Raw genomic sequence first — 15506 nt, forward strand, 5'->3', positions numbered from 1 at the left:
AGTGCATGATAGACAAAAACAGCGATTACAGACACTGGTCTTTGCCTGAACTTGATGGAAGTGAAGCAGAGGAAACGCAGGAGACGACTTTATTCGGTAAACCGGCAAACTGGTATCACCGCGAGAAAGAGACCGTTGAACAAGAGGTTGAAGAACAACCCCTGCCTTTAACTCTGGATGATATTGAAGCTGTTCGTCAGTCTGCCTATGAAGACGGCTTTAAAGAGGGTAAAGATGCCGGTTTTGCGCAGGGGATGGAAGAAGGCAAAGTTCAAGGTTTAAGTGAAGGCCTGCAGCAGGGGATTGAACAGGGAACGGTACAGGGGCTGAGCGAAGGGCAGGCACAGATCGAGAAACAGATCAGCAGCTGGCAGCTGTTAATTGAGCGTCTGCATAACCCTCTGGAAAAATTAGATGATAATGTTGAATACCAGCTTATCCGTCTGGCAACTATGCTTGCTGAGCAGATTACCCGTTGTGAGGTACAAAGCAATCCGCAGATAATTCTGCAGGCTTTAAAACAGGGAGTTGAAGCCCTGCCCGTTTCTGAGCAGACACTAAAAATATTATTGCATCCCGATGATCTTGCCTTTGTGCAGGATGCCTTTTCACCAGAGGTTTGTTTACAGCGCGGCTGGGATCTGCAGTCTGAGCCTGCTTTAGCACGTGGTGACTGTCAGATACATACCCAGACATCCAGTGTCGATTATGCCTTTTCAACACGTATTGAACAGGTACTGAAACATTTTTTTCAAGAAAACCATACGCAGCTCCCGCAGAAAAATGATGATTCAAATCTACTTAATGATCACCCTCTGGAAAATATAACAGCTGTTTCTAAGCAGGAAAATCCGGCAGCTGCAGAAGCCGCTGGTTCAGATAAAGAAGTCATAAATGAATAAACTCGCCCAGCGTCTTGCGCAATATCAGACTGGTGAGTCAATAACTCATCCAACCGTATCGGGGAAACTGGTGCGTGTGGTGGGCTTAACGCTGGAGGCGACAGGCTGCAGTGCCGCGGTTGGTAGTCTTTGTCATGTCGAAACCAATGACGGATTTATTGATGCCGAGGTGGTGGGATTTTCTGGTGAGCGCCTGTTTTTAATGCCGAGTGAGCGTTTAACCGGGGTGCTGCCCGGTGCGCGGGTCATTCCACAGCTTAAAGCACAGGGGATCCCTGTTGGCATGGAGCTGTTAGGGCGTGTTGTTGACGGCCTTGGAAGTCCGCTGGACGGCAAAGGTGAAATAATTACCGCTCACACCAGCCAGTATAATAACCCGCGCATTAACCCCTTAAGCCGTAAAGCAATCAAAGATCCGCTTGATGTTGGAATTAAAGCAATAAATGCACTGCTGACCGTTGGTCAGGGGCAGCGTATGGGGCTTTTTGCTGGTTCCGGTGTCGGTAAAAGTGTATTACTGGGCATGATGACCCGAGGCACGAATGCCGATGTTGTTGTTGTCGGCTTGATAGGTGAGCGAGGCCGGGAAGTTAAAGAGTTTATTGAAGAGATATTAGGAGAAGAGGGGCGTAAGCGGGCTGTTGTGATTGCCGCACCTGCGGATGCATCTCCGTTAATGCGTTTAAAGGGCTGTGAAACGGCCTTAACGATTGCTGAATATTTTCGTGATCAAGGTCTGAATGTTTTATTGTTAATGGACTCATTAACCCGTTTTGCGCAGGCGCAGCGTGAAATAGCGTTAGCAATCGGCGAGCCGCCGGCGACAAAAGGTTATCCGCCGTCGGTGTTTGCAAAATTACCCGCTTTAGTTGAACGTGCCGGTAACGGTAACGAAAATCAGGGGTCGATCAGCGCCTTTTTTACTGTCTTAACTGAAGGAGATGATCTGCAGGATCCGATTGCAGATGCATCCCGAGCAATATTAGACGGGCATATTGTTTTATCGCGGGAACTGGCGGATTCCGGACACTTTCCTGCCATTGATGTCGGCAAATCTATCAGCCGGGTTATGCCTATGGTGACATCCGATGAGCACCAGACATTAGCGCGGGTGTTAAAGCAGGCCTACTCCTTATATCAGGAAAATAAAGAACTGATCACCATCGGCGCCTACGCCAGAGGAAGTGATCCGCGAATTGATAAAGCGATTGTTATCAGACCAAGACTGGATCATTTCTTGCAACAGGGAATGAAAGAAAGTATCAGTTATAACGATTGTTTGACGCAGCTTGCGACGTTAACGCAGGAATTTGTAAACAGTTAACAGCTGTTTAAGTAATATTCCTCTGCCGCAGAGAGAATCCGGCGTATAACGGTCACCTGAATATAAAAGGAATTTGAGATGTCAGAAAATGCACTGCAGCTTGTCTATGAACAACGTGAAAAACAGGTAGAGCAAGCATTACAGGCATATCAAAAAGCGCAGCAGTGCCTCTTTGAATGCCGTCAGCAGTCACAAAATCTACAGCAGTATCGCCGTCAGTATATTACCCAGTTAAGCGAAAAAGGCTCTCAAGGGTTATCTATATCAGCACTTGGAAAATATCAGCAGTTTATTGTGCAGATAGATCAAGGTTTAACTAAGCAGCAGCAGGCAGTGGTTAAATTGGAATATGATGTGCATGCGGCCAAAAAGCAGTGGCTGGATAGTCAGGTGAGCTGCAAAGCGATGGCGATGCTTCTGGAAAAAAAAGCGTTACAAAAAGCAAAAGCAGCCGACCGCAAAGAACAGCAGCTCCTTGATGAATTTGCTACTTTTCAGTTTTTCCAAAAAAGATCCAGCATTTGATTTTCGGATTACAGAACTGGTCTGCAAATTGCTTATTATTAATATAGATACTTTCGATTTAAATATCGGCTGTTTTCAGCCGCAAAAACGGCATAAATGTCCATTTTTTATTCTGCGTTACAAAACTGTACCTGGTTTTGTTTAAAGAGAGCTAATTTATGATGCAATCAATATTATTAAGCGGCCCCTCCGCCGCACCGTCGAATGAAAGTTCATCGGCGGCTTCCGTTGAGAGCGAAGTCGAGGGCGAACTGCAGTCGACAGAGAAAGATAAATCGGGCGGGGTTTTCTCTTCGCTGCTGGACTCGGTAATCGAAGGACAGGGCAGTAATGATGAGCAAATTGACCCTGAACTTTCTGCGGATGAATTATCAGAAGAGTTACAGGCCGGTGAAGAACTGTCATCTGATGATATGGAAGAAATCAGCAGTGAAGAGCTATTAGCTGAAGAGCTGTCGGAGTTAAGCGCTGCCGTGGAACCTGAGCAGAGCGAAATCTCCGGCAATGAGCTGCTGCAGAACAGTGATTTAGAAATCGATAACCCGGCGGCTGTTTCTGCCGAAAATAAAACAATTCACAGTGCTGACATGAAGGATTCTGCAGACGGCTTAGAAGCGGACCAGAGGGAAAGTGCTGCTCTTTTAGCCGGCGCAGGGGTCAATCCATCGGAGAAAAATAGTAATCCTATTCTCGCACAGATTGAAGCTGCTCAAAAAATAGATACAAAAATAACAGAAGCGCAGAAAGGACAGCAGGTCGGAGCTGAAAGTGCTGAGCTGTTGAACGAGGTGAAAAAAGGGGCCGGGAAAGAGGATAAAGAGCAGTTGAAAGCTGTATTTTCGAGTGCCGATAATTCCATAAAAGGCACGCAGAAAAGCTCAGCTGATGATTTGTTAAATGCGGAGGTCTCTGCCCGCTCAATAGATAAAAGCGAACAGTTTTCATTTATAAATAAAAATGACGGCGAGCGAAATACCATAGTCAACCCGGGTGATAACAGTTTCTTACGAGCAGCCGGCAGTAATGTTTCGAATCTTGATAAGTTAATAAATCTGAATACTCAAGCAGCGCAGCCCGCCCTGCATCAGCCTTTAGAACTGCAGTCTAAACATGCTTCTGCTCTATTAGGGGAACGCATTATGATGATGATCGGACAGGGTAAGCAGGAAATTCAAATTCGTCTGGATCCGGCCGAACTAGGCTCAATGCATATTAAACTGCACGTGCAGCAGGAGCAGGTGCAGCTGCATATTCAGACTCAAGTCGGACAAAGCCGTGATCTTATCGAACAGAACTTGCCCAGATTACGTGAACAGCTTGCGCAGCAGGGGATAAGTCTTGGGGATACCAGTGTAGAGCAGCACAATCAGCAGCAGGGCCAAAATCAACAGGCGAAAAACGGCGTGTTTAATACAGGCGGATCTGGCGGCGGTGATCTTCTGGCGCAGGAAACTAGTGATAACAGCCAGTGGATTTCTTCAAAAATACCGCTTCCAGCTCAAGGAATTGATTATTATGCCTAAAGGTGACTAATTGTTACTGGATTCGTAGAAAAGATGCATTAAAATCAGCGCAGACATTGGCGAATAAAAATAACAGGGAATAAACATATGGCTGAAGAAGAAAATGAAGAGCTTTCATTAGAAGAAGGGGCTTCCGCGGGAGGCAATAAAAAAAAGCTGATAATCATTGCCGCTGCTGTTGTTTTATTGTTAGCCGCGGGCGGGGCCGCATATTTTTTTCTGTTTAGCGGTGAGGAAGAGACCGCGGCGGAGCAGGTTGAAGGAGATGGTTCAGAAGAACAAGCTGTTGAAAGTTTAGCCGCAACCTATGTCGCGATGCCCAGACCTTTTGTTTTTAATGTTATGGACGGCAAGCGTGATCGTCTAGTGCAGATTAAGGTGCAGCTGATGGTACGAGGCAGTGCCAATGAAGCCTTAGCTAAAAAACATATTCCTTTATTAGAAGGTGCGCTGGTGCGGGTCTTCGGTGCGGCGACTGTTCAGCAGCTGCGGGATCCGGCAGGCAAAGAGCTTCTGCGGGTTTATGCATTAAAAGCATTAAATGAAGCAACTTCTAAGCTGGAAAATAAAGAATTAATAGATTCGGTATTATTCACCGGTTTTGTTTTACAGTAATTGTCTGCCGCCGCTGGATATAATCCTGATAAACGGCAGAGATTTAATCAAGTAAAGATCAGATATAACAATAAAGCCGCAGATTATTCCTTATTTTTCAGTCGCTTTTTACAGTAATTTTTTACAGCAGCAGGATTTTTCATGGCAGATTTATTATCTCAAGACGAGATTGACGCGCTTCTTCATGGTGTTGATGATGTTGAAGAGGACGTCGTTGAGGCCGGTGATGAGGGGGATGATTCCCTTGTCCACTTTGATTTTTCATCGCAGGACCGGATCGTTCGTGGGCGGATGCCGACACTTGAACTGGTTAATGAGCGTTTTGCCCGCCATTTAAGAATCAGTTTATTTAATATGTTACGCCATACTGCGGAAGTCTCCATTAACGGAGTACAAATGCTTAAGTTTGGCGAATATGTACACACCTTATTTGTTCCAACCAGTTTAAACATGGTACGTTTTCGCCCGTTAAAAGGCACTGCATTAGTCACCATGGAAGCGCGTTTAGTCTTTATTTTAGTGGAAAATTTTTTTGGCGGGGACGGGCGTTACCATGCCAAAATTGAAGGACGCGAGTTTACTCCTACTGAGCGCCGTATTATTCAAATGCTCTTGAAAATAATATTTGAAGATTATCATGATGCCTGGGCGCCGGTAATGGATGCTGAGTTTGAATATTTAGACTCGGAAGTAAACCCGGCGATGGCGAATATTGTCAGTCCGACAGAAGTGATTGTGGTTAATTCGTTCCATATTGAACTTGACGGAGGGGGAGGCGATTTTCACATCGCTATGCCGTATTCAATGCTGGAGCCGATCCGGGAACTGCTGGATGCCGGTGTACAGAGTGATAAAGAGGATACCGACCAGCGCTGGAGCCAGGCTCTGGAAGATGAAATTATGGATGTAGGTGTTGATTTTACAGCTAAGCTCCTGGAAACAGTGCTGCCGCTGCGCGAGATGATGGATTTTAAAGTCGGGGATATTATTCCCGTTGATATGCCCGAGTCTCTGCTTGTTTCCGTTGAAGGTTTACCGACATTCAGGGCTAAGTTAGGCAAGTCAAATGAGAATTTAGCATTGAAAATCACCGAGCGTATTGATCGGCCTGAAATTCAGAATACCCAGCTGCAGCTGGGTAGTTTAAAAGATATGAAAGATGCAGAGTAAGGCTTAAATTACTCACAATTTCATTGAATATTATTAAAAAAGAAACAGATAGGGAAAAAGTTATGAGCACTGAACAAGATATGGCTGATGAGTGGGCCGCTGCACTTGAGGAATCTGGTGATGCGGGGCAGGGGGATAATGTCAATAATGTTGAGCTCGATGAACTTCAGGATACATCTTCTTCGTTAAGCGCAGAAGAGCATGCCCGGTTAGACAGTATTTTAGATATTCCTGTCACTATTTCCATGGAAGTCGGGCGTAGTAAAATCAATATTCGAAATCTGCTGCAGTTAAATCAGGGCTCGGTTGTGGAGCTGGATCGTATTGCCGGTGAACCGCTGGATGTTCTGGTGAACGGTACATTGATTGCGCACGGCGAGGTGGTGGTGGTAAATGATAAGTTCGGTATTCGTTTAACGGATGTTATCAGCCAGACGGAACGGATTAAAAAGCTTAAATGATACGTTTTTTTATACTTGCAGCTGCTTTTTTTCCTGTGCTTAGTTTCGGGGCACAGGAAACACCCGGCCGTCCTGATTTAGCACTCGGCAGTATGCTGGCGTCATTATTATTAGTGATCGCCTGCATTTTTGTTTTTGCTTATCTGATGAAAAAAACCAATCTGTTAAAAAATGGACAGGGAAAATCGGCAATTAAAGTTGTGGCAACACAGCCTCTGACCAGTAAAGGCCGGGTACAGATGATTGAAATAAACGGTCAGCATTATCTGCTGGGCGTCACTGAGCAGAATATCACTTTACTTGATAAGTTTGAAAAACCTGTAATAACAGAAAATGAGCCGGATAACGCGGCTCTGGTTAACCCGTTTGCCGTTTTATTATCTAAAATAAGTAATAAAAATCATGAATAGAATATTTCTGGCTATTGGCGCTGTTTTACTGTTTGTCTCGCCGCATCTTTTTGCCGAGTCAGGCGCTTTGTCTGCTGTTACAGTGACAACCAACGCTGGCGGTGATCAGGAATACAGTGTGACGCTGCAGGTGCTAGCGTTTATGACAGCGCTGAGCTTTTTGCCGGCGATGCTGATTTTAATGACATCCTTTACCCGTATCGTGGTGGTGATGTCTATTTTACGACAGGCTACGGGTCTGCAGCAGACTCCGTCGAATCAGGTGATTAACGGTATCGCGCTGTTTCTAACTTTTTTTATTATGGCACCGGTATTTGAGCGGGTGAATGAAACTGCTCTGCAGCCCTATTTGAACGAAGAGATGACCATCACCCAGGCGCTGGAAAAAGGCAAGAAGCCGATGATGGAGTTTATGCTCGCTCAGACCAGGTTAAAAGATTTAGAAACCTTTCTGGAAATCGCCAATATACAGGTCGACACTCCGGCAGAAGTGCCGATTACCGTGCTGATTCCGGCTTTTGTAACCAGCGAGCTTAAAACCGCTTTTCAGATCGGCTTTATGATCTTTATTCCGTTTTTGATTATTGATTTAGTGGTGGCGAGTATATTAATGGCAATGGGTATGATGATGTTATCCCCCATGATTGTATCTTTGCCCTTTAAGTTAATGTTATTTGTGCTGGTTGACGGCTGGAACCTAATTATGGGCAGTTTAGCTAACAGCTTTGGTTTGTAGGGAGGAGTTATGGAACCGGAAGTTTTTGTAAACATTTTCCGTCAAGCCCTGTGGACTGTACTGATGCTGGTGTCGGCTGCCATAGTGCCGAGCCTGTTAATCGGTTTAGTGGTTGCTATTTTCCAGGCCGCTACATCAATTAATGAACAAACCCTAAGTTTTTTACCGCGTTTAATGATGACCTTAACTGCATTAGCATTTGGTGCGCACTGGGGCTTTAATAAGCTGATGGAGTTCTTTTTTTCCATGATTGAACAGATACCGCAAGTAGTAGGCTGATGCACTTTTCTGCGGAGTTTCTACTCGACTGGCTGGCGGCTTATTTCTGGGCTTTCTGCCGTATTGCCGGCATGCTGATGGTGATGGTTGCAGTGGGCTCCCGTACGACACCTGCGCGGATCCGCCTGTTTTATTCTTTTGCTGTTACTGTCGCAGTGGTGCCGATTCTTCCTCCGATTACCTTGGATATTGAGTTGTTTTCTCTGGGCAGTGCATTTGTGATCCTGCAGCAGGTGCTGATTGGTATTGCTATTGGTACTGTCTCGGTTTTTGTTGTGCAGACCTTTGTTGTTGCCGGACAGGTGATTGCAATGCAGACAAGTTTAGGTTTTGCTTCCATGGCAGATCCGATGAACGGCCAGTCTTCACCCGTTGTTGGTCAGTTTTATGTACTGCTGGTGACGCTGCTGTTTTTAGGCGCAGACGGTCATCTGTTAATGATTGAGATGATGGTTAGAAGCTTCGACACACTGCCGGTTTCAATGGATGGTTTATTAGCCGTCGATTATAAAAAGCTGGCTGCCTGGTTTTCTTTGATGTTTCGAGCTGCTCTGGCTTTTTCGATCGCTTCTATGGTGGCAATGCTGCTGGTTAATTTATCTTTTGGTATTATGACCAAAGCCGCGCCGCAGCTAAATATTTTCAGTTTAGGTTTTTCCATCAGCATGGTATTTGGTTTATTTGTTTTATGGATAACCCTGGTAAATGTGCCGGTTCATTTTAACAATCAATGGCTGCGCGGCATCAGTTTAATATGCGAGTTATTAAATGATGTCTGCGGAGTACCTTAAATATTTATTTTTTCTGCTCAATAACGGCATAATTATTGATTATTTTTTCTATAATCAGCTTATCCATAATTTGTATATCTGCGCTTAATATCAGCAAACGGAGTCTAGTTCATGGCTGAAAATGAAAACGGAACAGAGCGTTCCGAAGAAGCCACCCCCGAACGGCTTCGAAAGTCCAAGGAAAAGGGCCAGGTTGCCCGCTCTAAGGAGTTAGCGACGGCTTCAGTTTTGATTTCGGCTGCACTTTCCTTTCTGGTTTTCGGCGACAGATTAGCATACGAGCTGTCTGTGATGATGAAACGGGCATTTACTTTTGAGCGTGCCGCTCTATTTAATCCTGAGTATATGTGGCTGCATTTAACCGGCAGCTTTACCGGCCTGGCACTGCCGATGTTCACTATACTGCTTATGCTTTTTGTTATCTCCATTTTAGGCAGTTCGTTATTAGGCGGCATGTTATTTAGTACCGAAGCCATGATGCCCAAGTGGAATCGTTTAAGTCCTGCCGCCGGCTTAAAGCGTATGTTAGGCCTGCAGGCCTGGGTTGAATTATTAAAGTCTATCTTAAAGGTGCTGGTGGTAATCGGTATGGTATGGTGGATTTTGGGGGTGACTTTTGAACGGATCCTGCATCTGTCGGTTACTCCTTTACCGGGCAGTGTTTTTGAAGCGTTAGATATGATCTCCTGGATGTTCATTCTTCTGTGCTGCTCTATGCTGTTAATTGTTGCTGTTGATGTGCCCTATCAGATCTATAAGCATACTCAGGAAATGAAAATGACCAAGCAGGAGGTCAAAGATGAGTTTCGAAATTCCGAAGGTAAACCGGAAGTCAAACAGCGTATCAGGCAGCTGCAGTATGAAGCGTCACAGCGTAAGATGATGGGAGATGTGCCCGATGCGGATGTTATTGTGACCAATCCGACTCACTATTCCGTGGCATTAAAATATGAGCAGGATGGCGAACGGGCACCTTATGTTGTTGCGAAAGGCGTTGATTTTATGGCACTTAAAATACGGGAGGTGGCACGTGAATATGAAGTGCCGGTGATGCAGACGCCGCCTTTATGCCGTGCGATTTATCATACCACTGAGATTAATGAAGAGGTTCCAGAAGAGCTGTTTGTAGCGATAGCACAGGTGCTGGCATATATTTATCAGCTGGATCAGTTCCGTAAAGGGCGTTCCGGTCGTCCGAAAAAATTACCTGATGATCTGCAGATTCCAGAAGCTTTTCAATATAACGATTAATTTATAGACGTTCGCTGTTTTTGGGACTTATTTATTTAGAAGCTGTTCAAGTTATTGTCATTAAATGCGTACACCTCCGGTACGGCTGTTGCATAATATAACTTCCAATATGGCTGCTGCGTAAAATAGGTACTATGCATTTTTTGTGGCATTATCTGCTGTCATGGGGAACATTTGAAAATTATAGGGAATTAACATTAAAACGGTACTCACTTCAATATGGGCAAATAAAGCTAAAATAGCAGGCGGGCTTGGTACGCCTATTCTGGTTTTAGCTGCTTTGGGTATGGTTATTTTACCCATGCCGACTCTGCTTCTGGATATGTTATTCACATTCAATATTGCCCTGGCTCTGATTGTTCTGCTTGTCTCTATCTATACCAAAAAGCCGCTGGATTTTGCCGCCTTTCCAACCGTATTATTAATCGCAACCCTGCTGCGTTTAGCGCTTAATGTTGCCTCTACCCGTATTGTTTTGTTAGAAGGGCATCAGGGCGGGGCTGCTGCCGGGCATGTAATTGAAGCATTCGGCTCGGTGGTTATCGGCGGTAACCTGGCCGTTGGTTTAATTGTATTTCTTATTTTAATGATTATTAACTTTGTGGTTGTCACTAAAGGTGCCGGGCGAATATCCGAAGTTAGTGCCCGCTTTACTCTAGATGCAATGCCGGGCAAGCAGATGGCGATTGATGCCGATCTGAATGCTGGTTTAATCGATCAGGATCAGGCCCGTAAACGCCGTGAAGAAGTGACCATGGAGGCCGATTTTTACGGTTCCATGGACGGTGCCAGTAAATTTGTAAAAGGTGATGCTATTGCGGGCATTATGATCCTGTTTATTAATATTATCGGCGGTTTTATTATCGGCATGGCGCAGTTTGATCTGCCCTTTGCACGGGCTGCTGAAATTTACACTATTTTAACCATTGGTGACGGTTTAGTTGCGCAGATACCCTCGCTGCTACTGTCGATTGCAGCCGCTATTACCGTGACCCGGGAAAATACAGAAGCCGATATGGGCGGACGTATGATAGGTCAAATGTTTGACGATCCTAAGGCTTTAATGATCACTGCAGGAATTTTACTGGTGATGGGAATCGTTCCCGGCATGCCCCACCTGGCCTTTTTAACTCTAGGCGGGATAGCTGCCGGCGGTGCATACTGGCAGCTTAATCGAGTCAAAAAACAGGCATCTTCCGATGAGCTGGCGCAGGAAACTGCTGTTGCAGCTGCGGGTGAGCAGGCTGAGGTTAAAGAACTCGGCTGGGATGATGTGCGCAGTGTTGATACAATCGGATTAGAAGTGGGTTATCGTTTAATCCCTCTGGTTGATAAAAGTCAGGGCGGAGAACTATTAGCCCGTATTAAAGGGGTGCGCAAAAAACTCTCTCAGGAGATGGGCTTTTTGATCCCGCCTGTGCATATTCGCGATAACCTGGATTTAGCACCCAATAATTATAATATTTCCCTGATGGGCGTGAGCTGCGGATTTGCTGATATTTATCATGATAAAGAGATGGCCATTAATCCCGGGCAGGTTTTCGGTCCTATTGACGGCGTTGCTGGAATAGATCCGGCTTTTGGTCTTGAAGCTGTGTGGATAGAAGAAGTACAGCGTGAGCAGGCCCAGGCATTAGGTTATACTGTTGTGGATACTGCAACGGTTGTGGCAACACATCTGAGTCAGATTTTAAGTAACCATGCAGCGCAGTTATTAGGGCATGAAGAGGCGCAGAATTTACTGGATTTATTAGCTAAGAAGCACCCTAAACTCGTTGAAGGTTTAGTACCGGAGATTCTTTCGCTGAGTACTGTTGTAAAAGTACTGCAGAGTTTATTAAATGAAAATGTAGCCGTAAGGGATATTCGCTCGATTGTGCAGACCTTAGTTGATTACGGGCCGCGCAGCCAGGATGCCGAGGTATTAACTGCAGCCTGTCGTATTTCATTAAAACGTATGATAGTTCAGGAAATTATAGGTAATGAGCCGGAACTGCCGGTTATCACTCTTTCCAATGAACTGGAACAAATATTGCATCAGTCGATGCAGGCAGGTGGAAGTGATGGTGCGGGCATTGAACCCGGGCTTGCTGAAAGAATTCAAAACTCACTGGTTGAAGCGTCGCAGCAGCAGGAATTATTGGGACAGGCCGCTGTATTATTAACCTCTGGCGTATTGCGCGGTACGTTAGCTAAATTTGTTAAACATACAATTCCGAGTCTGCATGTACTTTCTTATCAGGAAATTCCTGATGATAAACAGATAAAAATAATTAGCTCTATTGGGCAGTAACTGGTTGTAACAAATGAAAATTAAACGTTTTTTTGCAAAAGATATGCGTACAGCAATGACCGAAGTGAAAGAGGTGTTAGGACCTGACGCGGTTATAATGTCGAATAAAAAAGTGGTCGGCGGTATCGAAATTGTAGCTGCTGTTGACTACCAGGCGGAGCAGGCATCAGCAGAAAAAAATCAAGCAAAAGACGAGCTGTTCGGCGCTTTGCAGGATGATAATGTGCAGTTATCTTCGCAGGGAAATCAAAAACCTAAAACACCTCTTAAACTGCAGAAAAGTACGCGTAATGGTGCTAAGGACAGCGGTGAAGATTTTGCTAAATCACTGAATTCATTTTTTGGTAAAGTAAATGCGCAGCAGGCTAAAAATAAAGTGCAGAAAAAAGCAGGTAGATCCGATCTGCCTGCATTTTCAGTCCCCGAGACGAAAGGTGCTTCGGGACTAAATCAACCAAAAACGCTTGCTGAGCAGCAGAACTGGGCTGCCCGGAACGAGGTAAAACAAAATAATGCTCCTTCACGGCGCAGTGCTCCCGTCGGCCGCAGCAATGATAATAAAGAAATCGCTAAAATCGGTGCCGAGGTGGCTTCTTTACGTAAGCTTTTAGAACACCAGGTGTCGGGACTGATGTGGCAGGAGATGGAGCGTAAAGAGCCGATTCGAGCCATGGTCATTAAGTGGCTGAGTAAAGCTGGATTTTCAGATGATGTCGCGGATCAGCTTGCAAGTTATATTCCGGAAGATGCTTCTGCCACTGAAGTTCAGCAGTATATACAGGCCTTATTACAAGATAAAATTTATATCGGCAGCAATGAAATTTTAGCTAAAGGCGGGGCTATCGCACTGCTGGGGCCTACAGGGGTTGGGAAAACCACTACAATTGCTAAACTTGCAGCACAGTTCGGGATGAAATACGGTGCTGATCAGGTCGCATTAATTACAACAGATACTTACCGGATAGGCGCGCATGAACAGCTGGCCACCTATGGTAAAATTATGGGCTGTTCAGTGCGTGTTGCAAAAGATGCGGATGAGCTTTCAGAAATTCTTTACCAGTTTAGAGAAAAGCGTCTAGTGCTGATTGATACTGCCGGTATGGGACAGCGGGATGTCAGGCTGTCAGAGCAGTTAGAGACGTTAATGCGTAACAGCCGTGTTAATATTCAAAGTTATTTAGTGATTTCGTCAACATCGCAGCGCAGAGTTGTTGAAGAGGCGATTGCTCACTTTAAACGTATTGCACTGTCCGGCTGCATCTTAACTAAAGTTGATGAAAGTATCGGCTTAGGTGAAGTGCTGAGCGTCACTATGCAGCATGCGCTGCCGATTTGTTATGTAACAACCGGGCAGCGGGTGCCTGAAGATATTGAAATTGCCAAAACTGAAAATTTAATCGGCGGCACATTAGATATGATGAATAATATTTTTGAACAAGAACAGCACCAGTGGCATAGCGGCTTTGACGGCGAATAAGCTTTTTCTCACGGTGAATTAACAATTTTATATAATGAGTAATATAATGATTTCAGATCAAGCAAGCGGCTTAAGAAGAATGAAAAATAATCAAGTGAAAGTAATTGCCGTTACCGGCGGTAAAGGCGGTGTGGGAAAAACAAATGTGACTTTGAATATGGCCGTTTCACTCGCGCAGAGAGGTAAACGGGTGTTAGTGCTTGATGCCGATTTAGGTCTGGCTAATGTGGATGTTTTATTAGGCATTCGTGTCACTAAAAATCTTTCTCATGTTTTGTCTGGTGAATGTACCCTGGACGAGGTAATTGTTACCGGTCCTGACGGCGTGATGATCATCCCTGCGACATCGGGGACTCAGTCTATGGTTGAGTTGAGCGATATTGAACACGCCGGCCTGATCCAGGCTTTCAGTTCACTGCAGACGCCGATTGATATGCTTCTGATAGATACAGCTGCCGGTATTTCAAATATGGTGGTCAGCTTTGCTCAGGCAGCTCAGGATGTATTAATGGTAGTATGCGATGAACCGACCTCTATTACCGATGCTTACGCGCTGATCAAAATATTAAGCAAGCAGAACGGTGTCTACCGCTTTAAAATTGTTGCCAATATGGTGCGTAGTTTACGTGAAGGACAAGATTTATTTACTAAACTTACCCGTGTGACAGATCGTTTTTTAGACGCTTCTTTAGAGCTGGTTGCCTGCATTCCCTTTGACGGTAATGTTCGTCAGTCTGTACGAAAGCAGAAAGTTGTTGTACAGGCCTTTCCAAAAACACCGGCATCTCTGGCATTTAAAGCGCTGGCGAATCGTGCCTGTGACTGGCCGATACCGCATCAGCCGGGCGGGCATCTTGAATTTTTCATTGAGAAGCTGCTTCTTAATGATATTGATGCAATGAGTGAGTTTTCATAAGTGATAAAAGCGCAGGGCTATTACAATAATACTTCTGATCTAATTGAGAAACACTCTGAATTAGTTCAAAAAATAGCCTATCATTTAATGGCTAGGTTACCGGCGAGCGTGCTGATTGATGACTTGGTGCAGTCCGGTATGATAGGGCTGTTGGAGGCTGCGCGAAACTTTGACAGCACTAAAGGTGCAAGTTTTGAAACCTTTGCCGGCATTCGTATTCGCGGTGCGATGTTAGATGAAATGCGCAGAGGTGACTGGGTGCCTCGTTCAGTGCATAAAAACAGCCGCAATATTGCCGGTGCAATCGCAGAGGTTGAAAAGCGCAGCGGTTGTGATGCTAAAGAAGTTGAGATTGCCAGGCAGCTTGATGTCACGTTACCTGAATACCAGCAGATGCTGCGTGATGTGAACTGTGCAAAGCTTGTCGCATATGAGGATCTTACCGGTGCTGAAGACGGCTTATCAGGTGAGCCGGTCAGTCATGATGCCGTTTTTCATGAAGTAAGTGAAAATGAATTTTCAAACAAGCTTGTGTCTATGATAAAACTGCTGCCTGAGCGGGAAGCCTTAGTGCTGTCATTATATTACGATGAAGAATTGAATTTAAAAGAGATTGGTTTAATACTTGATGTAAGCGAATCGAGAGTAAGTCAAATTCACAGTCAGGCACTGCATCGCTTGAAAGCTAAAGCACATGCTGCCTAGAATATAAACAATATTGATAATTTGACAAGATATGAGTCACAGTTGAGCTAAGAAGGCGGCAAATCGTGGTTTATTATTGTATATTTTTTAAATATTTACTTATGATTTGTTTTAAGTAAGTAAATTAA

General features: G+C 44.9%; 17 protein-coding genes. 16 read left to right on the plus strand and 1 reads right to left on the minus strand.

The window, feature by feature from the left end:
• The first annotated feature begins 5 nt into the window (after positions 1-5).
• From fliH to flhB, 12 genes are all read left to right on the plus strand, one after another.
• Complete coding sequence (gene fliH / locus G337_RS0102495) at positions 6-902, plus strand: flagellar assembly protein FliH (protein WP_028862475.1); 897 nt, start codon at positions 6-8, stop codon at positions 900-902.
• A complete protein-coding gene (gene fliI, locus G337_RS0102500) occupies positions 895-2226 on the plus strand; it encodes a flagellar protein export ATPase FliI (RefSeq protein ID WP_028862476.1) in 1332 nt (443 codons plus the stop codon). The genes fliH and fliI overlap by 8 nt, the downstream gene beginning before the upstream one ends.
• Before the next feature lie 78 nt (positions 2227-2304).
• Entirely contained in the window at positions 2305-2751 is a 447-nt protein-coding gene (fliJ, locus tag G337_RS0102505) for a flagellar export protein FliJ (RefSeq protein ID WP_028862477.1), read from the plus strand.
• A gap of 158 nt (positions 2752-2909) precedes the next feature.
• Positions 2910-4274 (plus strand): flagellar hook-length control protein FliK, encoded by a 1365-nt coding sequence (locus G337_RS0102515; protein ID WP_028862479.1) that lies wholly within the window; start codon positions 2910-2912, stop codon positions 4272-4274.
• An 87-nt stretch (positions 4275-4361) separates the two neighbouring features.
• Positions 4362-4889, plus strand: a complete 528-nt coding sequence (fliL, locus tag G337_RS0102520) for a flagellar basal body-associated protein FliL (RefSeq protein WP_028862480.1) — start codon at positions 4362-4364, stop codon at positions 4887-4889.
• A gap of 141 nt (positions 4890-5030) precedes the next feature.
• The gene (gene fliM, locus G337_RS0102525; RefSeq protein ID WP_028862481.1) at positions 5031-6059 is read left to right on the plus strand and encodes a flagellar motor switch protein FliM; all 1029 of its coding nucleotides are present in this window, start codon (positions 5031-5033) and stop codon (positions 6057-6059) included.
• A gap of 62 nt (positions 6060-6121) precedes the next feature.
• The gene (fliN, locus tag G337_RS0102530) at positions 6122-6520 is read left to right on the plus strand and encodes a flagellar motor switch protein FliN (protein WP_028862482.1); all 399 of its coding nucleotides are present in this window, start codon (positions 6122-6124) and stop codon (positions 6518-6520) included.
• Positions 6517-6930, plus strand: a complete 414-nt coding sequence (gene fliO, locus G337_RS0102535; RefSeq protein ID WP_028862483.1) for a flagellar biosynthetic protein FliO — start codon at positions 6517-6519, stop codon at positions 6928-6930. Before fliN ends, fliO begins: the two co-directional genes overlap by 4 nt.
• The gene (gene fliP / locus G337_RS0102540; protein WP_157619177.1) at positions 6923-7666 is read left to right on the plus strand and encodes a flagellar type III secretion system pore protein FliP; all 744 of its coding nucleotides are present in this window, start codon (positions 6923-6925) and stop codon (positions 7664-7666) included. Before fliO ends, fliP begins: the two co-directional genes overlap by 8 nt.
• Before the next feature lie 9 nt (positions 7667-7675).
• Positions 7676-7945 carry a flagellar biosynthesis protein FliQ gene (gene fliQ / locus G337_RS0102545; RefSeq protein ID WP_019613253.1) on the plus strand — a complete coding sequence of 90 codons (270 nt, stop codon included), beginning with the start codon at positions 7676-7678 and terminating at the stop codon, positions 7943-7945.
• A complete protein-coding gene (fliR, locus tag G337_RS0102550; RefSeq protein ID WP_028862485.1) occupies positions 7945-8736 on the plus strand; it encodes a flagellar biosynthetic protein FliR in 792 nt (263 codons plus the stop codon). The genes fliQ and fliR overlap by 1 nt, the downstream gene beginning before the upstream one ends.
• A 111-nt stretch (positions 8737-8847) precedes the next feature.
• A complete protein-coding gene (gene flhB, locus G337_RS0102555; protein ID WP_028862486.1) occupies positions 8848-9987 on the plus strand; it encodes a flagellar biosynthesis protein FlhB in 1140 nt (379 codons plus the stop codon).
• A 132-nt stretch (positions 9988-10119) separates the two neighbouring features.
• Here the strand turns inward: flhB and G337_RS29145 are convergent, their stop codons facing one another.
• Positions 10120-10290 carry a hypothetical protein gene (locus tag G337_RS29145; protein ID WP_245597617.1) on the minus strand — a complete coding sequence of 57 codons (171 nt, stop codon included), beginning with the start codon at positions 10288-10290 and terminating at the stop codon, positions 10120-10122.
• On the opposite strand from G337_RS29145, the gene flhA reads away from it, so the two are divergent.
• The 4 genes from flhA to G337_RS0102580 are packed head-to-tail and all read left to right on the plus strand — an operon-like array spanning position 10226 to position 15378.
• Complete coding sequence (flhA, locus tag G337_RS0102565; protein WP_245597620.1) at positions 10226-12280, plus strand: flagellar biosynthesis protein FlhA; 2055 nt, start codon at positions 10226-10228, stop codon at positions 12278-12280. The genes G337_RS29145 and flhA overlap by 65 nt on opposite strands.
• 13 nt (positions 12281-12293) lie before the next feature.
• Complete coding sequence (gene flhF / locus G337_RS0102570; RefSeq protein ID WP_028862488.1) at positions 12294-13757, plus strand: flagellar biosynthesis GTPase FlhF; 1464 nt, start codon at positions 12294-12296, stop codon at positions 13755-13757.
• 46 nt (positions 13758-13803) lie between these two features.
• On the plus strand, positions 13804-14673 hold the full coding sequence (locus G337_RS25425; protein WP_157619179.1) for a MinD/ParA family protein: 870 nt from the start codon (positions 13804-13806) through the stop codon (positions 14671-14673).
• A complete protein-coding gene (locus G337_RS0102580) occupies positions 14674-15378 on the plus strand; it encodes an RNA polymerase sigma factor FliA (protein ID WP_028862489.1) in 705 nt (234 codons plus the stop codon).
• The last annotated feature ends 128 nt before the right edge of the window (positions 15379-15506 follow it).

Source organism: Psychromonas aquimarina ATCC BAA-1526 (assembly GCF_000428725.1).
Taxonomy (GTDB): domain Bacteria; phylum Pseudomonadota; class Gammaproteobacteria; order Enterobacterales; family Psychromonadaceae; genus Psychromonas; species Psychromonas aquimarina.